This window comes from Chromobacterium subtsugae (genome assembly GCF_001676875.1).
In the GTDB taxonomy this organism is placed as follows: domain Bacteria; phylum Pseudomonadota; class Gammaproteobacteria; order Burkholderiales; family Chromobacteriaceae; genus Chromobacterium; species Chromobacterium subtsugae.
On record NZ_JYKA01000010.1, the window covers coordinates 68,469 to 90,475 of the forward strand.

Annotated in this window: 17 protein-coding genes; 8 read left to right on the plus strand and 9 right to left on the minus strand. The window is 66.0% G+C overall.

The genetic code is table 11. The features are described from left to right. The first annotated feature begins 10 nt into the window (after nt 1–10). From MY55_RS13880 to MY55_RS13890, 3 genes are read left to right on the plus strand one after another with little or no spacing between them, the layout of a single operon-like run. Nucleotides 11–3,112, plus strand: coding sequence for an MdtB/MuxB family multidrug efflux RND transporter permease subunit (locus tag MY55_RS13880; protein ID WP_047237844.1), 3,102 nt, complete (start codon nt 11–13; stop codon nt 3,110–3,112). Next, nucleotides 3,109–6,213, plus strand: coding sequence for a multidrug efflux RND transporter permease subunit (locus MY55_RS13885; RefSeq protein WP_047237843.1), 3,105 nt, complete (start codon nt 3,109–3,111; stop codon nt 6,211–6,213). The genes MY55_RS13880 and MY55_RS13885 overlap by 4 nt, the downstream gene beginning before the upstream one ends. A gap of 5 nt (nt 6,214–6,218) precedes the next feature. Next, entirely contained in the window at nt 6,219–7,610 is a 1,392-nt protein-coding gene (locus MY55_RS13890) for an efflux transporter outer membrane subunit (protein ID WP_047258492.1), read from the plus strand. Between the two features lie 68 nt (nt 7,611–7,678). Here the strand turns inward: MY55_RS13890 and MY55_RS13895 are convergent, their stop codons facing one another. After that, nucleotides 7,679–8,674, minus strand: a complete 996-nt coding sequence (locus MY55_RS13895) for a glycosyl hydrolase family 18 protein (RefSeq protein ID WP_230623451.1) — start codon at nt 8,672–8,674, stop codon at nt 7,679–7,681. A 292-nt stretch (nt 8,675–8,966) separates the two neighbouring features. Between MY55_RS13895 and MY55_RS13900 the strand changes: the two genes are divergently transcribed. Genes MY55_RS13900 through MY55_RS13915 form a run of 4 tightly spaced genes read left to right on the plus strand, consistent with a single transcriptional unit; the run spans nt 8,967 to nt 15,288 of the window. Next, nucleotides 8,967–10,082 carry an AAA family ATPase gene (locus tag MY55_RS13900; protein ID WP_047258510.1) on the plus strand — a complete coding sequence of 372 codons (1,116 nt, stop codon included), beginning with the start codon at nt 8,967–8,969 and terminating at the stop codon, nt 10,080–10,082. Beyond that, on the plus strand, nt 10,079–10,519 hold the full coding sequence (locus MY55_RS13905) for a bpX5 domain-containing protein (RefSeq protein ID WP_065202559.1): 441 nt from the start codon (nt 10,079–10,081) through the stop codon (nt 10,517–10,519). The genes MY55_RS13900 and MY55_RS13905 overlap by 4 nt, the downstream gene beginning before the upstream one ends. Nucleotides 10,520–10,538: 19 nt before the next feature. After that, nucleotides 10,539–12,413 carry a hypothetical protein gene (locus MY55_RS13910; RefSeq protein ID WP_047237841.1) on the plus strand — a complete coding sequence of 625 codons (1,875 nt, stop codon included), beginning with the start codon at nt 10,539–10,541 and terminating at the stop codon, nt 12,411–12,413. Then, on the plus strand, nt 12,406–15,288 hold the full coding sequence (locus MY55_RS13915; protein WP_047237840.1) for a bpX6 domain-containing protein: 2,883 nt from the start codon (nt 12,406–12,408) through the stop codon (nt 15,286–15,288). The genes MY55_RS13910 and MY55_RS13915 overlap by 8 nt, the downstream gene beginning before the upstream one ends. 48 nt (nt 15,289–15,336) lie before the next feature. Here the strand turns inward: MY55_RS13915 and MY55_RS13920 are convergent, their stop codons facing one another. Both MY55_RS13920 and MY55_RS13925 read right to left on the minus strand, forming a co-directional pair. After that, nucleotides 15,337–16,041 (minus strand): glutathione S-transferase N-terminal domain-containing protein, encoded by a 705-nt coding sequence (locus MY55_RS13920; RefSeq protein ID WP_043580679.1) that lies wholly within the window; start codon nt 16,039–16,041, stop codon nt 15,337–15,339. Between the two features lie 80 nt (nt 16,042–16,121). After that, nucleotides 16,122–17,105 carry a nuclease-related domain-containing protein gene (locus MY55_RS13925; RefSeq protein ID WP_047237839.1) on the minus strand — a complete coding sequence of 328 codons (984 nt, stop codon included), beginning with the start codon at nt 17,103–17,105 and terminating at the stop codon, nt 16,122–16,124. 259 nt (nt 17,106–17,364) lie between these two features. Between MY55_RS13925 and kdsA the strand changes: the two genes are divergently transcribed. Beyond that, complete coding sequence (gene kdsA, locus MY55_RS13930) at nt 17,365–18,210, plus strand: 3-deoxy-8-phosphooctulonate synthase (protein ID WP_208856048.1); 846 nt, start codon at nt 17,365–17,367, stop codon at nt 18,208–18,210. 82 nt (nt 18,211–18,292) lie between these two features. Here the strand turns inward: kdsA and MY55_RS13935 are convergent, their stop codons facing one another. The 6 genes from MY55_RS13935 to MY55_RS13960 form a co-directional block, all read right to left on the minus strand. Further along, a complete protein-coding gene (locus tag MY55_RS13935; RefSeq protein WP_043580674.1) occupies nt 18,293–18,679 on the minus strand; it encodes a hypothetical protein in 387 nt (128 codons plus the stop codon). Nucleotides 18,680–18,729: 50 nt separating this feature from the next. Further along, nucleotides 18,730–19,398: a hypothetical protein gene (locus MY55_RS13940; protein WP_146008287.1), complete on the minus strand. Its 669-nt coding sequence runs from the start codon at nt 19,396–19,398 to the stop codon at nt 18,730–18,732. 55 nt (nt 19,399–19,453) lie between these two features. After that, complete coding sequence (locus tag MY55_RS13945; protein WP_043580670.1) at nt 19,454–20,071, minus strand: YcbK family protein; 618 nt, start codon at nt 20,069–20,071, stop codon at nt 19,454–19,456. Between the two features lie 2 nt (nt 20,072–20,073). Then, nucleotides 20,074–20,682 (minus strand): hypothetical protein, encoded by a 609-nt coding sequence (locus MY55_RS13950; protein WP_043580668.1) that lies wholly within the window; start codon nt 20,680–20,682, stop codon nt 20,074–20,076. Between the two features lie 130 nt (nt 20,683–20,812). Next, nucleotides 20,813–21,322, minus strand: a complete 510-nt coding sequence (locus MY55_RS13955; protein ID WP_043580666.1) for a hypothetical protein — start codon at nt 21,320–21,322, stop codon at nt 20,813–20,815. A 349-nt stretch (nt 21,323–21,671) separates the two neighbouring features. Next, nucleotides 21,672–21,989: a hypothetical protein gene (locus MY55_RS13960; RefSeq protein WP_043580664.1), complete on the minus strand. Its 318-nt coding sequence runs from the start codon at nt 21,987–21,989 to the stop codon at nt 21,672–21,674. Nucleotides 21,990–22,007 lie beyond the last annotated feature (18 nt).

The following is a 22,007-nucleotide window of genomic DNA, read 5'->3' on the forward strand; positions in this document are numbered from 1 at the left end:
AGGATACGGCATGAATCCCTCTCGCCCGTTCATCCTGCGGCCGGTGGCCACCACCCTGTTGATGGTGGCCATCCTGCTGACCGGCCTGGTTTCCTGGCGCATGCTGCCGGTTTCGGCGCTGCCTGAAGTCGACTACCCCACCATCCAGGTGGTCACCCTCTACCCCGGCGCCAGCCCGGACGTGATGACCTCGTCGGTCACCGCGCCGCTGGAGCGGCAGTTCGGCCAGATGCCGGGCCTGTCCCAAATGTCGTCGGCCAGCTCCGGCGGCGCTTCGGTGATCACGCTGCAGTTCAGCCTGGATTTGACGCTGGATGTGGCCGAGCAGGAAGTGCAGGCGGCCATCAACGCCGCCGGCAACCTGCTGCCGGCCGACCTGCCCAGCCCGCCGATCTACAACAAGGTCAATCCGGCCGACACGCCGATACTGACCATCGCCGTCAGCTCGCCCACCCTGCCGCTGACCAAGCTGGAGGACATGGTGGACACCCGGCTGGCGCAGAAGCTGTCGCAAGTGCCGGGCGTGGGCCTGGTCAGCATCAGCGGCGGCCAGCGGCCCGCCGTACGCATCCAGAGCAATCCCAAGGCGCTGGCCGCGCGCGGCCTGACCCAGGAAGACATCCGCACCGCCATCGCCAACGCCAACGTCAACCAGGCCAAGGGCAGCTTCGACGGCCCGCTGCAGGCGTCCACCGTCGACGGCAACGACCAGCTGCAATCGGCGGCGGAATACAAAAACGTCGTCATCGCCTACCAGAACGGCGCGCCGGTGCGCGTGCAAGACGTGGCCAAGGTGGTGGACTCGGCGGAAAACGTGCGCCTGGCCGCCTGGGCCGGCGCTACGCCGGCCGTCATTCTCAACGTGCAGCGCCAGCCCGGCGCCAACGTGATCCAGGTGACCGACCGCATCAAGGCGCTGCTGCCGCAACTGAAAACCACCCTGCCCGGCTCGGTCGACGTGGCGGTGCTGAGCGACCGCACCGTCACCATCCGCGCCTCGGTCGAGGATGTGGAGTTCGAACTGATGCTGGCGATCGCGCTGGTGGTGATGGTGATCTTCGTCTTCCTGCGCAATGTGCCGGCCACCATCATCCCGGCGGTGGCGGTGCCGCTGTCGCTGGTGGGCACTTTCGGCGTGATGTACCTGACCGGCTTCTCCATCAATAACCTGACGCTGATGGCGCTGACCATCGCCACCGGCTTCGTGGTGGACGACGCCATCGTGATGATCGAGAACATCGCCCGCTACATCGAAGAAGGCGAAAAGCCGATGGCGGCGGCGCTGAAGGGCTCCAAGCAGATCGGCTTCACCATCATCTCGCTGACCATCTCGCTGATCGCCGTGCTGATTCCGCTGCTGTTCATGGGCGACGTGGTGGGCCGTCTGTTCCGCGAGTTCGCCATCACGCTGGCGGTGTCCATCCTGATTTCGGCCTTCATTTCGCTGACGCTGACGCCGATGATGTGCGCGCGCCTGCTCAAGCACGTGCCTGAGGAAAAACAGGGCCGCTTCTACCACGCCAGCGGCAAGTTCTTCGACGACATCATCGCCCGCTACGGCAAGATGCTGTCCTGGGTGCTGGACCGCCAGAAAACCACGCTCTTGGTGGCCATCGGCACCGTCGCGCTGACCGCGGCGCTGTATGTCTGGGTGCCCAAGGGCTTCTTCCCGCTGCAGGACACCGGTTCCATCCAGGGCATCAGCGAGGCTTCGCAATCCATCTCCTTCAGCGCGATGGCCGATCGCCAGGAAAAACTGGCCTCGGCGCTATTGAAAGACCCGGCGGTGGACAGCCTGTCGTCGTTCATCGGCGTGGACGGCACCAACACCACGCTGAACAGCGGCCGCCTGCTGATCAACCTCAAGCCCAAGGGCGAGCGCGACGACATCCGCACCGTGCTCGCGCGGCTGCAAGCCCGCGCCGATGAAATGCCGGGCATGTCGCTGTACCTGCAGGCAGTGCAGGACCTGACCATAGACGCGCGCGTCAGCCGCACCCAGTACCAGTTCACGCTGCAAGCCACCAGCCAGGGCGACCTGTCCGCCTGGGTGCCCAAGCTGGTGCACCGGCTGCAACAGGAGCCATCGCTGGCCGACGTGGCGAGCGACCTGCAGGACAAGGGCCTGCAAGCCTACGTCAACATCAACCGCGACACCGCCTCGCGCCTGGGCGTCACCACCGCCGCGGTCGACAACGCGCTGTACGACGCCTTCGGCCAGCGGCTGATTTCCACCATCTTCACCCAGACCAACCAGTACCGCGTGGTGCTGGAAGTGGACCCGCAGCACCAGCGCGACCCGCTGTCGCTGAAAGGCATCTATGTGCCCACCGCCAGCGGCGGGCCGGTGCCGCTGGACGCGGTGGCGACGATAGAGGAACGCCCGGCTTCGCTGGCCATCAACCACCTGGGCCAGTTCCCCACCGCCACCATTTCCTTCAATCTGAAGCAGGGCGCGTCGCTGGGCGAGGCGGTGGACGCCATCCGCCAGGCCGAGGCCGACCTGGGACTGCCGGCCAGCATGGACACCAAGTTCCAAGGCGCGGCCATGGCCTTCCAGGCGTCGCTGTCCAACACGCTGTGGCTGATCCTGGCCGCCATCGTCACGATGTACATCGTGCTGGGCGTGCTGTACGAAAGCTATATCCACCCGATCACCATCCTCTCCACTCTGCCCTCGGCCGGCATCGGCGCGTTGTTGGCGCTGATGGTGTCCGGCACCGACCTGTCGGTGATCGCCATCATCGGCATCATTTTGCTGATCGGCATCGTGAAGAAGAACGCGATCATGATGATCGACTTCGCGCTCGAAGCCGAGCGCGAACAGGGCATGAGCCCGCGCGAAGCGATCTACCAGGCCTGCCTGCTGCGCTTCCGCCCCATCCTGATGACGACGATGGCGGCGCTCTTGGGCGCGCTGCCGCTGATGCTGGGCGGCGGCATGGGTTCGGAACTGCGCGAGCCCTTGGGCATCACCATGGTGGGCGGCCTGATGGTCAGCCAGGTGCTGACGCTGTTCACCACCCCGGTGATCTACCTGGCCTTCGACCGCCTGGCGAGCCGTTTCGGCCGCAAGGACAAGCCGCAGCCGGCTGAAGAGGCGCAAGCATGATCCCGTCGGCCCCCTTCATCCGCCGCCCGGTGGCCACCACGCTGCTGACGCTGGCCATCCTGCTGGCCGGCATGCTGGCCTTCAAGCTGTTGCCGGTGTCGCCGCTGCCGCAGGTGGACTTCCCCACCATCTCGGTGTCGGCCAAGCTGCCCGGCGCCAGCCCGGAAACCATGGCCGCCACGGTGGCCACGCCGCTGGAGCGCGCGCTGGGCCGCATCGCCGGCATCACCGAGATGACGTCGACCAGCTCGCTCGGCTCCAGCAACATCACGCTGCAGTTCGACCTGGACCGCGACATCAACGGCGCCGCGCGCGACGTGCAGGCGGCCATCAACGCCGCCCATTCGCTGCTGCCCACCGGCATGCCGTCCAATCCCACCTACCGCAAGGTGAACCCGGCCGACGCGCCCATCATGATCCTGGCGCTGACGTCGGATTCGCTGACTCGCGGCCAGATGTACGACGCCGCCGACTCCATCCTGGGCCAGAAGCTGTCGCAGGTAGACGGCATAGGCAACGTGGTGATCGGCGGCGGGGCGCAGCCGGCGGTGCGGGTGGAAATGAACCCGATGCAGCTGAACCACTACGGCATCGGCATGGAAACCGTGCGTGCCGCCATCACCAGCACCAATGCCAATCGCCCCAAAGGCTTTCTCGAAAACGAGGACAAGCACTGGCAGGTGCAGGCCAACGACCAGGCCGGCAAGGCCAGCGACTACCTGCCGCTGATCGTCAGCTACAAAAACGGCAGCGCGGTGCGCATCTCCGACGTCGCCGATGTGAAGGACTCGGTGGTGGATCTGCGCAACGCTGGCATGCTGGCCAAGCAGCCGGCGGTGATGCTGATCCTGTTCCGCCAGCCCGGCGCCAACATCATCGACACCGTGGACCGGGTGAAGACGCTGCTGCCCAAGCTGCAGGCCTCCATCCCCGCCGCGATCAAGATCAACGAAGTAATGGACCGCACACCCACCATCCGCGCCTCACTCAGCGAAGTGGAGCGCTCGCTGGTGATCTCCATCGGCCTGGTGATCCTGGTGGTGTTCCTGTTCCTGCGCAGCGGCCGCGCCACCGCCATCCCGGCCATCACCGTGCCGGTGTCGCTGGTCGGCACCTTCGCGGTGATGTACCTGGCCGGCTTCTCGCTGAACAACCTCAGCCTGATGGCGCTGACCATCGCCACCGGCTTCGTGGTGGATGACACCATCGTGGTGCTGGAAAACATCTCGCGCCACATCGAGGATGGCATGAAGCCGTTCCAGGCGGCGCTGCAAGGCGCGCGCGAGGTGGGCTTCACCGTGTTATCGATGAGCATCTCGCTGATCGCGGTGTTCATCCCCATTCTGCTGATGGGCGGCATCATCGGCCGGCTGTTCCGCGAATTCGCCGTCACGCTGTCGGTGGCCATCCTGGTGTCGCTGGTGGTGTCGCTGACCACCACGCCGATGCTGTGCGCACGCTGGCTGAAAAACCATGACGCCAGCCGCCCGCCCGGCCGCCTGTTCCAGTGGAGCGAGAAGGTGTTCGACGCCATGCTGGACGCCTACCGCCGCTCGCTGACCTGGGCGCTGCGCCACAGCCGGCTGATGATGGCCATTCTCGCCGCCACCATCGCGCTCAACGTGTTTCTGTACGTGGTGATCGCCAAGGGCTTCTTCCCGCAGCAGGACACCGGCCGCCTCACCGGCATGATCAAGGCCGACCAGAGCATCTCCTTCCAGGCGATGCAGCTGAAGCTGCAGCGCTTCATCAACGTGGTCGGCGCCGATCCGGCGGTGGACAAGGTGGTGGGCTTCACCGGCGGCGGCCAGCGCAACGGCGCCAATATGTTCGTCAGCCTGAAGCCATTGTCCGAACGCAAGGAAAACGCCGACCAGGTGATCGCGCGGCTGCGCAAGAAGCTGGCCAAGGAGCCAGGCGCCCAGCTGTTCCTGCAATCGGTGCAGGATATCCGCATCGGCGGCCGCGCCAGCAACGCGCAGTACCAGTACACGCTGCAGGGCGACGACCTGAACGAGCTGCGCGAATGGACGCCCAAGGTGCAGCTGGCGATGAGCAAGATCCCCTTCCTCGCCGATCTGAACAGCGACCAGGAGGTCAAGGGCTTGCAAACCTCGCTGGTCTTCGACCGCGACGCGATGGCGCGGCTGGGGCTGACCCAGTCGCAGGTGGATTCGGTATTGAACGACGCCTTCGGCCAGCGCCAGGTGTCCACCATCTACAACGCGCTGAACCAGTACCACGTGGTGCTGGAAGTGGCGCCGGAGTACTGGCAAAACCCGGAAGCGCTGCGCAACATCTACCTGCAGACGCCGGGCGGCCAGCCGACGCCGCTGTCGGCCTTCGCCAGCTGGAAACCGACCAACACCTCGCTGTCGGTCAACCACCAAAGCCAGTTCGCCGCCACCACCATCTCGTTCAACCTGCCGCCGGGCATCTCGCTGTCCGACGCCACCAAGGCGATAGACGCGGCGCTGGCCGACACCGGCCTGCCCAGCAGCATCCACGCCAGCTTCCAGGGCACGGCCAAGTCGTTCCAGGCCTCGCTGGACAGCCAGCCCATGCTGATCCTGGCCGCGCTGGTGGCGGTGTACATCGTGCTGGGCATGCTGTACGAGAGCGTGGTGCATCCGATCACCATCCTCTCCACCCTGCCCTCCGCCGGCGTCGGCGCGCTGCTGGCGCTGATGGCCACCGGCGGCGAATTCAACATCATCGCGCTGATCGGCATTCTGCTGTTGATCGGCATCGTCAAGAAAAACGCCATCATGATGATAGACTTCGCGCTCTCCGCCGAGCGCGAGCACAAGCTGCCGCCGGAGGAAGCCATTCTGCAAGCCTGCCTGCTGCGCTTCCGCCCCATCATGATGACCACGCTGGCGGCGCTGTTCGGCGCGCTGCCGCTGGCGCTGGGCCGCGGCGACGGCGCCGAGATGCGCACGCCGCTGGGCATCTCCATCGTCGGCGGCCTGCTGCTCAGCCAGCTCTTGACGCTGTACACCACCCCCATCGTTTACCTGTACCTGGACCGCTTCCGCCTGTGGTGCCTGAAATGGCGCGGCAGCCTCGGCAACGCGCTGGCCGGCGGCGGCAAGGAATGATAGCCATGACGAAAACAACAATATCGATTCAACGCGCGCTGTGCGCCGCGCTGTGCGCCGCCGCGCTGGCCGGCTGCGCCGTCGGCCCCGACTACGCCAAACCCAAGCTGGACATCCCGGCCAGCTTCAAGGAGGACGGCCGCTGGAAAACCGCCGAACCGCAGGACGCGATGCCGCGCGGCGACTGGTGGTCGGTATTCCATGACCAGACGCTCAACGGCCTGATGGACACGCTGAACCGGCAAAGCCCGACCATCGCCCAGGCCGAGGCCCAATACCGCGAGGCCCAGGCGCAACTGCGCCAGGCTCAGGCGGGCCTGTTCCCGTCCCTGTCGGCCAACGCCGCCAAAACCCGCGGCGTCTCCACGCCGGGCGGCGGCGCCGCCACCGCCTACAACCTGGGCCTGTCGGCCAGCTGGGAAGTGGACCTGTGGGGCGCGGTGCGGCGCGAAGTGGAAGCCGGCAAGGCCAAGCAGCAGGCCTCCGAGGCCCAACTGGCGGCCATCCGCCTCAGCAGCCAGGCGCAGCTCGCCACCGCCTACCTGCAGCTGGCGGTGGCCGACGCCCAACTGGCCAATCTGCGCGCCAGCGAAAAACTGCTGGCCGACACCTTGCAGCTGACGCGCAACCAGTACGCCGCAGGCATCGTCGGCGACGACGCGGTAGCCTCGGCGGAAAGCCAATGGAAAACCTCGCAGGCCGCGACGGTGGACAAGCAGCTCACCCGCGCGCAGCTGGAGCACGCCATCGCCGCACAACTGGGCCAGGCGCCGGCCAGCTTCGCGCTGCCGCCGGCCGCCCAGGCGCCCTACCTGCCGCAGATCCCGGCCGGCCTGCCGTCCACTCTGCTGGAGCGCCGGCCCGACATCGCCGCCGCCGAGCGCAATATGGCCGCCGCCAACGCCCAGATCGGCATCGCCAAAGCCGCCTTCTTCCCCACCCTGTCGCTGGGCGCCAGCGGCGGCTACCGCGGCTCCAGCTTCGCCGACTGGGTCAGCCTGCCCAACCGCATCTGGTCGGTCGGCCCCTCTCTGGCGCTGACCCTGTTCGACTCCGGCCTGCGCAGCGCGCAAACCGACCAGGCGGTGGCCAGCTACGACGCCAGCGTGGCCAGCTACCGCCAGACCGTGCTGTCCGCGCTGCAAGGCGTGGAGGACAATCTGTCCGCCCAGAGCTTGCTGGAGCAGGAAGCCGGCATGCAAAGCGCGGCGCTGGCCGCGGCCAAGCGGGCGGAAGCGATCAGCCTGAATCAGTACCAGGCCGGCACCGTGGCCTATCTGAACGTGCTGTCGGCGCAAAACACCCGCATCAACGCCGAAAACAATCTGTGGAGCGTGAAAAACCGGCAATACGCCAGCAGCGTGGCCTTGATCGCCGCGCTGGGCGGCAGTTGGTAAGCCCCGCCGCGCTCACACGAAAAAAACCGGGCCTGCGCCCGGTTTTTTCATCCCCCTTAGCCTAAGCGCTACTGCGACAGGCCCTGCCTCACCGCCGCCCAGAAAGCGGCATTCTCCATGCCCAGCGCGTAGGTGGAAACGCCGCCCAAGCCGTAGGCGTTCACCAAGCCGGCCTTCAGCGCCACGCTGCGGGCATTTTCGGTCCAAACCGTGTGGCGGCTGCCGTCGGCCGCGGCATAACTGAAGGTCAGCGAGTTGCTGCCCGCGTCGTAACGCGGCTGCGCGCCGTAGCGGGCAATCAGCGCCTGCGTGTCCTTCCAGTACAGCATGCCGCCGTCGCCAGCCCGCTTCCAGTCGTAGCCGTAGACTGGAATGCCGCTCAGTATCTTGGCGGCCGGCACCAGCGACGTCGCGTAGTCCAGGTCATCCTCCATCCAGCCGGAACCTGCCACCGGGCCCGGATCCCAGGCCGGAATCGCCTCGTCGTAAGTCATGATCTGCAGATAGTCGGCCGCCGCGCCCAATGCCTGCAGGTCGTAGCCGTAATTGGCCTGGTCGTCGTAATCCTTGGCGGAAAACGCCGGCACGCTGACGATCAGCTTCAAACCCTTGGCATGCAACGCGCGGCCCAGCGTTTGAATGAAGTGGCTGAAATGGTTGCGGTCGCCCTGCGCCACCGCCTCGAAATCGATATTGATGCCGGCAAAGCCGTTGGCCTGGGCAAACTTCACCAAGTTGGCCACCGACTGGTTCAGCGCGGTGGTGGACACCGCGTGGGCGATGTCCGGACTCCAGTCGCCATCGACATTGGAAACGCAGCCGTAAGCGGGGATTTTGCGGGACCGCAGAAAGGACAGCGCCTGGGTCGGCGGCGCCGCGCCGTTGCCGGAAATCGCGCCGTCGCTGGCGATATTGTAGAAGTCGACCGACACCGCGTTGAAATTCTCATAGTACCGGGTCAACGCCGCGTAATTGCCCGGATAGTCCGAGTAATACGCCAGCGCCACCGGAGCCGCCATGGCCGCCGCGGAAGAAAAAGCCAGGCCGGCCAGCAAGACTGCCATCTTTCGTTTCATGCACGCACCTTCTCATGATTGCGCCAGCGCGTCGCGCCAGGCTGATTTGATACACTTGCCCGCATCCTATCGCCGCCGCTTTAAACTTTTTTGCGGCTTCCCGATTTAAACACTAAGTACTTATTAAAATCAAGAAAAGCCACCCCGTCTCCTTTGCGCGCATGCGACGCCATCCCTGCATCCCCGCAAAACACATTTGTTAACGATCAATTACAATGCATTAACATTTTGACGCAATGCGGAAAATTTGGGATCATACCGCATTTTGAATGTCAACATCATGAAATCTCCGTCGCAACAGGCCGCCACACAGGTGCGCGCCGGCATCCGCACCGCAACCCGTGGCCTGGTCGGCAGAGACCAGCTGGCCGAACTGATCATGCTGGCCGCAGTGGCGCAGGAACACCTGCTGGTGGTCGGCCCGCCGGGCACCGCCAAGAGCGCCGTGGTCCGCCGGGTGGCGCAAGGCATGGGCGGCCGCTATTTCGAGTACCTGTTGGGCCGCTTCACCGAGCCTTCCGAATTATTCGGCCCGGTAGATCTGCGCAAGCTGCGCGAAGGCACGGTGGAAACCGACACCGCCGGCATGCTGCCGGAAGCCGACGTGGTCTTCCTGGACGAGATCTTCCTCGGCTCCACCGCCATCCTCAACACCCTGCTGGGCGTATTGAACGAGCGCCGTTTCCGCCGCGGCCATACCCAGATGCGCTGCCCGCTGCGAGTGTGCGTCGGCGCCGCCAACGCGCTGCCAGACGACCCGGCGCTGGCCGCCTTCGGCGACCGCTTCCTGCTGCACACCTTCGTCGAGCCGGTGGCCGACCATCAGCTGGAAGACCTGCTGGCCGGCGGCTGGCAGGCTGAGGACGCCGCGCCGGAAAGCGCGATGCGTCTGGCCGACCTGGATACGCTGTGCGCGGCGGTCAAGGGCGTGCGGATGGATGCGGTCCGTCCCTTGCTGGCCGACGCCATCCGCCAGTTGCGCGGCGCCGGCATTTCGCTGTCCGACCGCCGCATCGTCAAATCGCAGCGTTTGATCGCCGCCGCCGCGGCGCTGGCCGGCCGCGACGAGGCCGGCGAAGCCGACCTGTGGCCGCTGCTGTACGTGCTGCCCACCCAGGAGGCCCAGCAAACCGCCCGCGAGACGCTGCGCGAGCGCCTGGCCGCCAGCGCCAATCCCACGCTGGCCAGCGCGGTGGAAACCGCCGCCGTGCAGCCGCTGTCGCGCGTCGCCCGCTTGCTGGAGTCGGCCGAGGCCTGCCTGGCCGACCCTGACGGCGGCGCCGCGGTCGAAGCCCTGCTGCGCGAGATAGACGCCAACTTCGACGCCGCCAGCCTGCCGGAAACGCTGGCCAACGCCAGACAGGAGCTGGCCGCGCGCCTGACGGTGGCCGCATGAGGCAGCCGGCCCTGCCCTGGCGCTGGCAGCCCGTGGCGAAAACATTGCCGCCCCAGGCCGCCGTCGCCTTCGACGCCGCCGCCCAACGCCTGCTGCTGCGCCTGGAGCGCATGTCGGACGAGCGGCGCGCGCCGCTGATGGCCACCGCTGGCCCCGGCCTGCTGGTGGTCATCGGCCCCGAACACGCGCTGCCCTGGGTGGATGGCGTGGAATACGCGCGCGCCGACGCCGACTTCAGCCGGCTATGGCTGCCGGCCCTGTGGCAGCCTGACGCGCCCAGCGAAGCGCTGGCGCAGGCGCTGCACCGCCGCAGCCCGCATTGGCCGCAATTGCTGTGGCGCGAGCCCGCCCGGCTGATTCCGCTGAATCGGCAGCTGCCGGTCAGCGCCGAGCTGCTGGCCGACATCCGCCGCCAATGGCGGCTCGCCCCCGCCTGACCCCGACAGACTGATCCACATGCAACTACCCGACGCGCTCAAACCCTGGCACGACTGCCTGAGCGGCTTTTCCGCCGAGCTCGCCCCCGAAGTGGGCGAACTGCTGCGCCGCCTCAGCCCGGCGCTGGGCCGCTTCCAGGCCGCCATCCGCGGCGATGACGAAGCGCCGCAAGGCGTGGACGCGCTCCAGCGCCGCGGCCCATACGAACGCCTGCTGGCTTCGGAATGGCTGCTGGCCGACGAATTGCCGGACGAATTCCTGCGCCGCGCCGCCGGCAACGAACTCCTGTTCCTCGCGCCCACCCCGCGCGAAAGCCGCGCCAGCAGCCGCATTCTGGCGCTGTTCCACTGCGGCAATCTGCAGCTTGGCGCCGCCCGGCTCGCCCACCTGGCGCTGTGCATCCTGCTGGAGCGCCGCGCCAGCGCCGCCGGCGGCGACTTCGCCTGGGGCAGCCTGCAAGCGCCCGGCGAGTGGCGCGAAGGCGCGCAAACCCACGCCTTGCGCCAATTGCTGGCGACCCGCAGCTACCGCAATTTCAACCAGGAATGCAGCCAGCAATGGCTGGCGGCACTGGACCAGCTGGAAACCCGCCCCGGAGAGTGCTGGCTGATAGGCTATCCGCTGCCGGACAAGGGGCTGGCCGCCTCCGCCTTCACCCATCAAGTCGACATCCGCCCCACGCTAGACGGCGACGCGCTCGACATCGTGGTGCGCGATCGCGCAGGCCAGCGCAAGCTGACCCTGCCGCTGCCGCCACAAGCCGCCGGCCGGGCGCTGCTGGCCGGCAATTTCGACACCCAGACCGAAGCCCGGCAACTGGCCGGCCGCTTCTCGCTGCGCCACGCCCCGCTGCTGTCGCCGGATGGCAGCCACGTCGCCGCCTTCCTGCTGGGAGAAAAAGAAACCCTGCTGCTGCATGTGCCGAAACCCGGCCGCTCGTCGCGGCAGAAGCCGCGCCGCGTGCAGTGGAGCAGCGCCGGCAGCGCGCTTGGCCTGGCCTTCACCCGCAAGACCGTAGGCGCGGTCGCGCAACTGGGCGACACGCTGGCCTTCAGCCAGCTCCCCGGCCTGGGCAAAGTGCAGCTGCCGCCGCAGGACATGCTGCAACTGGCGCCCGGCGCCGCCCGCCTGCTGGATGCGGCCTGGCTGCAACACGACAACTGCGCCAGGCTTTACGCCCGCGACCGCGTCGGCAACCTGGTGTTCTGGGTGGCGCCCGGCAAACGCGGCGTGCACAGCGGCCCGGCGCCAGGCACCACCCATCTGCAGCTGCGCGAAGTGCTGGCAATGTGCCAGCAAGATGCGCGCACGCTGCTGTACGTTCGCCATCAAGCCGGCCAGCTGCGGCTGGGACGCCTCTGGGCGGAACCGCCCTCCGGCTCCACTCGTCCCGCTGCGGCGTCGAGTCGCCAGGGCCCTCTGGGGCCGCTGGACAATGAATGGACAGTGCCCGGCGCCTGCGCCGCCGACAGCGAAGCGCTGCTGGGCTTCGCTCAGCCCAATCTGTTCGCCTGCGCCGTCCGCCAGCCATCCGCCTTGGGCGAATGCTGGCGGCTGCACGCCGGCCGGCCCCATGCCGCCGCGGCCAGCATCGACTACCAACTGCCGCCCGGTTGGAGCGCGCTGGGCCTGGTGCCTCGCGCAGATGCGTCCACCGCCTTCCAGCTGGTGCTGTTCCATAAGGCGCAAAACCAATTGGGCCTGCTCTGCGACGGGCGAATCCTCATCCTGTACCAGCCCATCCATCCCATCGCCAAAATCAGCTACGCGCCGGCCAGCGCCGCCATCGCACTGCTGACCGAGCAAAGAGAATTGATCGTGTATTCCGTGACCGAACAATGCGTGGCCCTGCGCCTGCAAGGCCAGGCCGCGCCGGGAGAGCAGCATGACTGAGACCGCGATCGGCGCGCAGATCCGCCGGCCGCTGCTGCAGGGCCGCCACTGGATAGCCGGGCAATGGCTGCCGGCCGGCCGCTTCGACGAGGCCGCGCGGCAGCGCCGCATCCTGGCCGGCTGGCATGCCGGCGCCAGCGCCTACCGCTTCCCCGACGGCGACCTGCTGCGCTACGCCGCGCCAGTCGAGCAACTTTGCGAGCAGCTGGACGGCTGGCCGCTGCAGCTGCTGGGCCGCGCGCTGTGCTCCGCGCCGCTGACCGAAGCGGAATACCAGCAACTGCCGCCCGCCGACCTGTGGCTGGTGACCGGCGGACGGGCGCAAGCGCTGAACCTGGCCGACGCCGAAGCGCTGCGGCCGGGCGACTGGCTGGATGCCTCCGCCTATGCCGTCGTCGACATGTACGACTGCCGCCACACCCTGCCCCGGCAAGTGGAGCAGGCGCCCGTCACCGAGCAGAGCCTGCGCCAGTTGTTGGGCGGCGCGGTGCCGCCGGCCAGTCCGCAGCAACTGCAGTTTTTGCAGGCGCTGGATCATCCGCGGCAGGAAGCCTCCGCGCAGCCGGCGCCGCAAAGCCCGTGGCGCAAGCGACTGATCGTCGCCGCGGTCCTGGCCGCCTGCGTCGGCCTGGGCGTTCTCATCGCCGCGGGCAGCGACGCGCCCGCTCCGTCATACGATGCCGGCTCGAATGCCGGCTCATCTTCCGGCGGCCCTTCCCATTTCTTCCCCTTGCTCGCGCTGGCGGCGCTGGCCTACCGCTTCCGCGATCGCCGCGCCCCGCCGCGCCAAGCTGCGCCCGCCAAGCCCGCAGGCAAACCGGGCAAGGGCGGCGCGACCGCGCAAGCGCTGATCCCCGCCCGCCGCCTGGCGGCGCAAGCCATGCCGCAAGCCTGGCGCGACTGGCTGGCGCGCGCGGCGATGACCAGCCACCTATCGCGCGTGCTGGGCCGCCGCCAGGCCGCCTATATGCGCGAGATGCTGGCGATGTTCGAAACCGGCCGCATCAACGAGGCTTTGCGCCATGCCATTCCACTGGGCGGCGACGGCGCCAGCACCGGCCAGGCCTTCGGCACGCCCAACGCCCGCCGCGACCTGTCGCTGACGCCCCGCCACGGCAGCGCCGGCCCCTCCATCCAGCTTGGCGACGAGCTGAACCAGCACCTGCGCCAGCTCTACCGCCGCACTTTTGACAAACTCGACCGTGAAGGAAAGATCGACCAGGCGGTGTTCGTGCTGGCCGAACTGCTGCAAGCCCACGCCGAAGCACTGGACTATCTGGAAAGACACGAACGCTTCAGCCAGGCGGCGGAACTGGCGCTGGCCTGGGACATGCCGGCAGCGCTGATCGTGCGGCTGATGTGCAAGGCCGGAGACCTGCCGCGCGCCTTGGCCGTGGCCAGGCGCGACCACGCCTTTGCCCACGCCATCCCGCAACTGGAAAGCCGCTGGCCCGAAGCCACGCGCCAGTTGCGCGAGGAATGGGCGCAATCGCTGGTGGAGCAAGGACGCTGGCTGGAAGCCGCGCAAGCGATCTGGCCGCTCGCGTCGCAACGCGAGCGCGCCGCGCAGTGGCTGGCGCAGGCGGAAGAGGCCGGGGGCAACTTGGCGGCGGAGGCCCTGGTGCAGCGCGCGCTGCTGCTACCGGACACCCTGCGCCGGCATGAAAGCCGGATACTGGCGATACGCGATGGCGAAAACCAGGCCGCCGAACGCGCGGCCATCGCCCATGCCCTGCTGGCCGCCGGCCAGCACACCCCGGCCAGCCGGCTGCTCGCCCGCGCCATGTTCAACCATTGGCTGGTCGACCAGGACAACCGTGAAGGCCGGCTCAGCCGCCGCCAACTGCAAACACTGCTCAACATCAGCCAGGATGGGCTGCTGCAGGCGGACCTGCCCGGAAAGCTGCCCGCTCCTCTCCCCAATCCGCTGCAAAATCAGAAAGAAGTCGGCTGGCTGCGGGCGCCGACGCTGGCCGGCCTGGCCATCATGGACGCCGCCCTGCTGGCCAACGGCCGTCTGCTGGTCGCGCTGGGAGAAGCGGGCGCGGCCATCGTCGATCCGCGCGGCAAAATCGCGCACCGCTTCCCAGCCCCCGCGGACAGCATCGTGCTGGCGGACAGCGGCCAGGTAGCGCTGGCGGTGATCTGGCGCGGCGACGCGTTGCGCGTGCACCGGCTGGACCTGGCGCGGCGCGAGCAGCAGGACCTGGGCGCGGTGGCGCTGGATTGCTATGCGGACAGTTTCGACGGCGTGGGCTGGGCGGTAGGACAGGACAGGCAAATCCGCGTGCTGGATGTGGCCCGCGGCCTGCACAGCGTGCTATGGCAAGTGGGCGACCTGCCGGGCCGGGTGGCGCGCGTGATGCGCAGCCCGAACTGCGAGCACTATGAGCTGGCGGGCGACGACGGCAAGATGCAGCTGTGGCAATACAGCCTGCCGGGCCGGCGCCTGCAGTCGCGCGGCCACATCCCCGTGCACGAGAGCGCGAAAAATGCGACGGTGATCCCCTCGCCCTGGGGCAGCTACCGCTACTGCTGGCTGGCGGCGGACAAGAACGGCCATCCATGGCTGGGCAACCATCCACCGGGCCAGAAGGAAAGCTTCCTCGCGCTGCCGCCTGACATGGCGGGCGGCTCGCTCAACGTCACGCTCGGCCGCGGTTGGTTGGCTGTGGCGATGAGCCGGGAAGCCGCGGTGTGCACGCTGCTGGCCCGCGCCGGCGCCGACGCTCCCGACATCGCCTTCAGCTGGCCGGCGGGTTCCAAAGTGCAACTGAAGATGCAGAACGACAGCTGGCTGATGTTCGACCGGCAGGGCCGCATTGTCACCATGGACATGGAGCGCTGCAGCATATCCATGCTGACTGTCTCCTGAACCAGCCCGAACCGCGTCCGCGGACGCGGTTCCCGGCCGGCGCCTGGCCTAATCCCTGGTCGGAATCGCCAGCCCGCGCGCCACCGCCGGCCGCTCAACGAAGGCCTGCAGCGTCCATCGCACATTGGGAAAGTCGGCGAAACCGACCAGTTCGCCCGCATCGTAGAAACCCACCAGATTGCGCACCCAGGGCCAGATGGCGATGTCGGCGATGCTGTATTCGTCGCCCATGATCCAGGCGCGCCCGTCCAGCCTGCCTTCCAGCACCTGCAGCAAACGACGCGACTCGGCGGCGTAGCGGTCGCGCGGGCGCTTGTCCTCGTATTCCCTGCCCGCGAACTTGTGGAAGAAGCCCAGCTGGCCGAACATCGGCCCCACTCCGCCCATCTGGAACATCAGCCACTGGATGGCTTCATAGCGCGCCGCCGGGTCGCTGGGCAGCAGCTTGCCGGTCTTGTCGGCCAGATAAATCAGGATGGCGCCGGACTCGAACAGCGCCAGCGGCTTGCCGCCCGGGCCATCGGGATCGAGTATCGCCGGGATCTTGTTGTTCGGGTTCAGCGACAGGAATGCCGGCGACAGCTGCTCATTGCGCTCGAAGCTGACCAGATGCGCCTCGTAAGGCAGCCCGATCTCCTCCAGCATGATGGAAACCTTGACGCCGTTTGGCGTCGGCAGCGAATACAGCTGCAGGCGGTCGGGATGCTTGGCCGGCCATGTGCCGGTGATCGGGAAGGCGGACAGGTCGCTCATATCGGTCATCATCGTCAGGGTGGAAAAGCATCCACTATAAAGGCGAAAAAACCAAATGTCCTGCCCCGCCGCAAATGGCGTCAGGCCAACTCAGGCAGCGGCCGGTCGTTGCGGTGCAGCACTTCGGATAGATCGCAGTCCTTGCATTCGACGAACAGGCATTCCTCCTGCTTGCGCAGGCGGGTCTGCTTGCCGCATTGCCGGCAATCCAGCCGGATCGCGGTGTTTTCGCCGCAATCCAAGCATTTCAGGTAGTAACCGAATTTGCCGTAACGGAATTCCAGCCGCTGCGATTGGCAGCCCTTGCACAAAGTGGCGTACACCTTGCGCAGCGCCGCTCCGCCGCCCAGGCTGCGCAACAATCCGGCCGGTTTCAGCAAGGGGCCGATGTAAGCCAGATGCTGCAGCGCCGGCGCTTCCGGCTTTGCCGGCGCCACCGCTGCCGCTGGCATGGGGGCGGCTGACTCCACCGGCGCCGGCTCGGCGCGTGGCTTATGCATCTTGGCCAGGTACTGGCCCAGGATGCGGCGGTGCGAAGCGGGAAACGCTACCTCGCCTTGCGATTTGGCGCGGATGCGCTCGCCCACCTGGTCCGCCTTGCACACCTCCGGCACGTCGATGCCCTTGGGCGGGATGAACTGGCCCTTGCTGGAAATGGACACGATCACATCCATCGCCAGGCGGTCTATCACCTCGGGCTGCGCGGTGCGGCTGCGCAGGTATTTGCGCAAGAATTCCGACTGCATCCTGGCCTGGATGATGGGCGACGCCATGCCCGAGGAGCGGTCGTCGAACCAGCGCAGCCATTGCCCGTCGGCCTTCATCTGCAATCTACCCGACACGCTCTTGCTTTCGACTATGGTCAATCCCGCCGGATGAATCAGCACATGATCCATTTGCGCGGCGTCGCCGTCCAATTCCAGCCTCACATCATTGAGGACGTATACCTCTTGATCGTCGGCAAAATAGCGCCGCAAATAAAAAGCCATTTCCTTTTCCGCGGCGTCGCCGGCCGCCTGTTTCCAATCCTTGGCTTCGGTAAACGCTTTTTCTTTCAAAATCATATTATTTTGCCGCCATCCAACAGTTCATTGGCATTATTGTACTATTTAAATCATGAATTTTGAATTCAAGCCCCAACAGCAAACCGGACTGCTCCGCGGTCCGCCAGCTCGGAGATGGGAAAATTGACGCGGCAGCGATGGTGCGCGGCTGAATACCGGGTATATCATGTCGTCGTTCCGCAATGCGGCGAAAAGCTCGGGCCAGCCGAACGGCACCCCGCTTGCGCCAGCGCCTTACCGATATAGGAAGAACCACGTGATCAACGTTCCCATCCAGTCCAACATCCATGTCAGCAACCAGGGCGCCTTCACGCTGTTCGGCGGCGTCAACGTGCTGGAGTCGCGCGATCTGGCGTTGCGCAGCGCCGAAGAATACGTCCGCGTCACCAGCAAGCTGGGCATCCCCTACGTGTTCAAAGGCAGCTTCGACAAGGCCAATCGCTCGTCCATCCACTCCTATCGCGGCCCCGGGCTGGAAGAAGGCATGAAAATCCTGCAGGCGGTCAAAGACGCCTTCGGCGTGCCCGTCATCACCGACGTGCACGAGCCCTGGCAGGCGGCGGCGGCGGCCGAAGTGGCCGATGTGCTGCAACTGCCGGCCTTCCTGGCCCGCCAAACCGACCTGGTGGTGGCGCTGGCCAAAACCGGCCGCGTGATCAACATCAAGAAGCCGCAATTCATGAGCCCGCCGCAAATCCAGAACGTGGTGGAGAAATTCGTCGAGGCCGGCAACGAGCAATTGATCCTGTGCGACCGCGGCACCTGCCTGGGCTATGACAATCTGGTGGTGGACATGCTGGGCTTCGGCGTGATGAAGAAAGTGACCGGCAACCGCCCGGTGATCTTCGACGTTACCCACGCCCTGCAGCAACGCGAAGCCGGCGCCGCCGCATCCGGCGGCCGCCGCGCCCAGGTGGCCGAACTGGCGCGCGCCGGCATGGCGGTGGGGCTGGCCGGCCTGTTCCTGGAAGCGCATCCGGACCCGGCGCAAGCCAAGTGCGACGGCCCGAGCGCGCTGCCGCTGCATTTGCTGGAACCTTTCCTCGCCGACCTCAAGGCGCTGGACGACTTGATCAAGTCGTTCTCGCCCCTGCAGGTCGACTAAGGCTTCGCAGACATGCAAAAACGGCGCGGTTCCCGGTGGAACGGCGCCGTTTTCTTATCCGGACCGCCCAAAGCGGCCGGCGTCAGCTTTTGGGAAACCACCAGCCATGCCGAAAGGCGTCGCCGATGCGTGACTGCGCCAAGTCGCCAGTCTGCATCTGGCGCGCGATCAGCGCGTAGCGCAAGGCGAGCACCACGCCGGTGGCTGCCGCCATCATCAGATTGTAAGCCAGCAGATAAGGCAGCCCCTTCAACAAGGCCAGCGCCGCCAGCAGCGGGCAGCATGCGGTGCAGTACCAGATCAGCCGCGAGGTTTTGCCGGCGGTGACGCGAACGGCTTCGTGATTGTCCGGCCGGGTCCAGCCGCTTCCCCCGCTTTCCCTCGCCCCAGGCATGAGCGAGCGGTGCATCGCCGCCAGCGTCTTGAATGGCGCTAGCAAGGGGTTGATGATGAATCCGAAAAAACGCATGTCGATATCCTGCAAGGTTTAAGGTTGCGCCGGGCCGGCCACAGGGAAAATCACTCGGAAGCGCCCTGTTCCGATATAAACAGCTGATTGCCGCCGACGCCGAACAGCCTGGCGATCTCCTCATCCTCCAGACCGCCATCGCGCGCGCCGGCCCTGGGCGTCGCTGGGGGAATGTAAACCGCGCGGCCATCTGGATCGTGCGCGGCGCTGTTGAGCGATTTGAAAAACTGCTGCAAATCCGTCTGGCTCAACTCATCTTCCACCACCATGCCGCTTCGCCTCCCCCTGCGGATGGGCTTGCGCGCTTGCGCGCGCAAGCTGGCATACGCGCGCAGAACCTGCGACTTGCGCAATGTCCGCAATTGATCATAAGCGCTTTCTTCCCTCGCGAATCGCAACCGGGCCTGCTCGCTCTCCCAGGCATCCAGCCGCCTGCGCCTGTCATCCTGGTGCGACTGCCAGGCGCAGTAAGCGGCGGCAGCGGCAGCTGCGGCAAAGGGAAGATCCAGCGGGCCGCACAAGGCAGCGGCCAATAGCGAAAAACCCGCAGCGCCGCCCGTCAGCAATACCGTCTGCAAGGATTGGGGCGCGGCGCGACGGTCCGCATGCGCCGCCGGGCTTCGCTCCGGCATCGAATGACAACCCAGCCGACGTTGCAATTCCGCCAGCCTGCCAGATGCCCTGCCGTCATTCGCCGCTGCACCGCCATCGCTGTCCATGCACGCCCCCGACCGAATAATAGTTTAAAATAATTATCATTATAATAAACTTTTTCTATCCTTGCCAATAACGAACGCGTCCGGTGTCAATATGCACGAAACCTTTGCCGGGATAGTAACCCACCCCACCCGCGCGCAAGGCGGCCGACATCTGCCACAGCTGGGCAGTGCTGAGCCCGCGCACGCGCATGTCCACCGCCTTGCCATAGGTGTGCATGGAATTCTTCGCCGCGCCTTCTATCCCGCGATTGCGCGCCGGATTGCGATAGCCGGAGGTCACCACCAGCGGCTCGTAGACGCCATTGGCCAGATACCAGCTCTGGATCGCGTAAAGCATATTGAGCAAGCCCAAATCCATCTGCCTCACCTCTCCCGCCACCACATCCCGCAGCAGATTGCAGGCCTCGACATAACCATCGCGCAGCCAGCCCTGCTGCGGATGCCATAACAGGATGCGATGGCGCTCGCCCGTTGCCTGGCGGTGGATGACCACCTCGCGCGGGCGCTCCCAGATGGCCGCGAACGGATTGCCCGCCTGCTCTCTGACAGCCAGCGCCTCGGCATCGGAGCGGTCCGGCAATGCGGACAGGCCGGATAGCGCAAGAAAAGCGCCGCCGGCCTGCCGGAGAAAACCGCGCCGGGACAAGTCCGGCAATGCAATCAACCTCGCCATGGCTACATCGCCAGCGAGGATGTGGGCTTCTTCGGCGCGCGAGCATCCTTCATCACATCCGCCGGAGATTCGCCATTCAGCAACCGCTTGACCAACCCCTGCTCGGCCTCCCCCAACGCCCCCATCCTGCGCTCGACTCGCTCGGCCAAACCCTTGGCGCCGTGAGCCTCCTCCAGCGCCACATTGATCATCAAATCCTTGCGGTACTTGGCATTGCCGCGCATCTGGAAGAAATCCAGCAAATTGCGGTCCACGTTGACGCCCTCCGGCTTGGCCTGGGAAGCCTGCTGCAAACTGGCCGCCATTTTCTGCATTTCCCTGGGCGCCACCGGCGTGACGTCGGCGGGACGGATCGCCATATCCACCACTTCGCGGGTCAGGCCGGTATGGCCGGCGACCGCCGCGCGGCGCACCGCTGCCGCGTCCAGGGCGGTGATCGGCGCGCTGCTCATCGGAAACAACGTGGACAGCGGCATCGCGCCCAGCGCGTCCTGCTGCTTGAGCGCTTCCGCGCGCAAAAAGAATTTGGCGACATTGCTTTCCGTCATGGAGGCCGGCGGCCCGCCATCCAGAAAGGCCTGCCGTTTCCACTCGTCAAAGCGCTCGCGCATCGACTCCGGCACCTCGCCCCTGAAATAGCTGGTTCGCAGTTCCTCCGGCAGAACGGCCGCAAGTTGACGCTCATACACAGGTATGTTCACCGTAGACATCCATCACACCCTTTTGCGTTAGACCCGATCATTACCGAATGACACCTTGCTCTTTCAGGGCCGGCATTTCGCCGGAGGCGACTCGCTCCATTCCGGACTGCAGTTCCAACAGCTTCGCCAAGCTGGCCACGCCGGAGACGGACAAGCTGGGCATTGCGCTCTGCTGCAGCATCGTCGCTTCCGCTTCGCCTTTTGCCGCAACGAAATTCACCACCGGATCCCGATCCGGCGAATGGTTCTTGGAAAAACCGACCACAACAAACACCTGATCATCAGGCAGCTTGCCATGCTGGCGCGAGATGCCTTCCTGCATCAGGCAAATCTCGTCGCCGGAAACAATGCGCCTCATGTAGGCGACATAACGGCGAACCTCGGCGAGGCTCATCACGCCAGCCGGCAGGAATTGCGGCATGCAGCGTTTCGCCAGGCTCGATGCGATCGTCGCGGTATCCGCGATCACATACACAGAAGCGGCGGCGAAGGCCTTTTTCAGCTTCGCCCAATATCCAGCCACCAGAAATACGCGACCGTCATCGTACATTTTCTTATTCCTTCACCCGACTGTCGTGAGCGACCGAAGACTCATGGCGCCAAGGCCTAGAGAAAAGTGCTGTTTCTTTTAGTTTCATTACTATTAGAGTGTACCACATGGCCACAAAAAATCATTTACTCCGAGTGTAAGGAGTTATTAAGCCCACTAGGGCCTGATTTGTCGGGCTTCATGCCGGGACACGGCAGGGCGGTTCACAAGAAAGGGACGGAGAATGAGCGGCGCACCCAACCGCGCCGGCGCCGCCAAGGCAAACCCGCATGACAGGCTCTCTTCAAACCCGCGGCGCGCGCCGCATTGCAAGCGACTCAAGCCTAGCAATCCAATAACCAGCGCGCCATCACGCCACCGCGCTGTCGTCATGCAGCGCCGCCTGCAGCTTGCCGACCGTCTCATCCACCCAGGCAAGAAAGTCTCGGATGCTGATCACCAATTCCTGGAACTCCTCCGCCAGCGCAGGATCATTGAGGTCCTTGGCCGTCCAGTACGCCATGGTTTCGAGACTGTTCGACAAGTGCCCCCGGATGCGCACCCCCTGCACCAGATCATCCGCCTGCTCCTGGCTCAATACGCCGACGCGGGTCGCCTCGTCGATCAGACTGGCCAGCAGCAAGGTCTTCTGCGCAATATCCTTGAGCACCGCTTGAATTTTTCTCATATGAACTCTTTTCCGCCC

Coding starts and splice junctions, on each gene's coding strand:
- MY55_RS13885 (WP_047237843.1), top strand. CDS start 3,109: ATGATCCCGTCGGCCCCCTTCATCCGCCGCCCGGTGGCCACCACGCTG.
- MY55_RS13910 (WP_047237841.1), top strand. CDS start 10,539: ATGCAACTACCCGACGCGCTCAAACCCTGGCACGACTGCCTGAGCGGC.
- MY55_RS13880 (WP_047237844.1), top strand. CDS start 11: ATGAATCCCTCTCGCCCGTTCATCCTGCGGCCGGTGGCCACCACCCTG.
- MY55_RS13935 (WP_043580674.1), bottom strand. CDS start 18,679: ATGCGTTTTTTCGGATTCATCATCAACCCCTTGCTAGCGCCATTCAAG.
- MY55_RS13950 (WP_043580668.1), bottom strand. CDS start 20,682: ATGCGCGAGCGCTTTGACGAGTGGAAACGGCAGGCCTTTCTGGATGGC.
- MY55_RS13905 (WP_065202559.1), top strand. CDS start 10,079: ATGAGGCAGCCGGCCCTGCCCTGGCGCTGGCAGCCCGTGGCGAAAACA.
- MY55_RS13890 (WP_047258492.1), top strand. CDS start 6,219: ATGACGAAAACAACAATATCGATTCAACGCGCGCTGTGCGCCGCGCTG.
- MY55_RS13925 (WP_047237839.1), bottom strand. CDS start 17,105: ATGATTTTGAAAGAAAAAGCGTTTACCGAAGCCAAGGATTGGAAACAG.
- MY55_RS13915 (WP_047237840.1), top strand. CDS start 12,406: ATGACTGAGACCGCGATCGGCGCGCAGATCCGCCGGCCGCTGCTGCAG.
- MY55_RS13900 (WP_047258510.1), top strand. CDS start 8,967: ATGAAATCTCCGTCGCAACAGGCCGCCACACAGGTGCGCGCCGGCATC.
- MY55_RS13940 (WP_146008287.1), bottom strand. CDS start 19,398: ATGGACAGCGATGGCGGTGCAGCGGCGAATGACGGCAGGGCATCTGGC.
- MY55_RS13955 (WP_043580666.1), bottom strand. CDS start 21,322: ATGTACGATGACGGTCGCGTATTTCTGGTGGCTGGATATTGGGCGAAG.
- MY55_RS13920 (WP_043580679.1), bottom strand. CDS start 16,041: ATGAGCGACCTGTCCGCCTTCCCGATCACCGGCACATGGCCGGCCAAG.
- MY55_RS13895 (WP_230623451.1), bottom strand. CDS start 8,674: ATGGCAGTCTTGCTGGCCGGCCTGGCTTTTTCTTCCGCGGCGGCCATG.
- MY55_RS13945 (WP_043580670.1), bottom strand. CDS start 20,071: ATGGCGAGGTTGATTGCATTGCCGGACTTGTCCCGGCGCGGTTTTCTC.
- MY55_RS13960 (WP_043580664.1), bottom strand. CDS start 21,989: ATGAGAAAAATTCAAGCGGTGCTCAAGGATATTGCGCAGAAGACCTTG.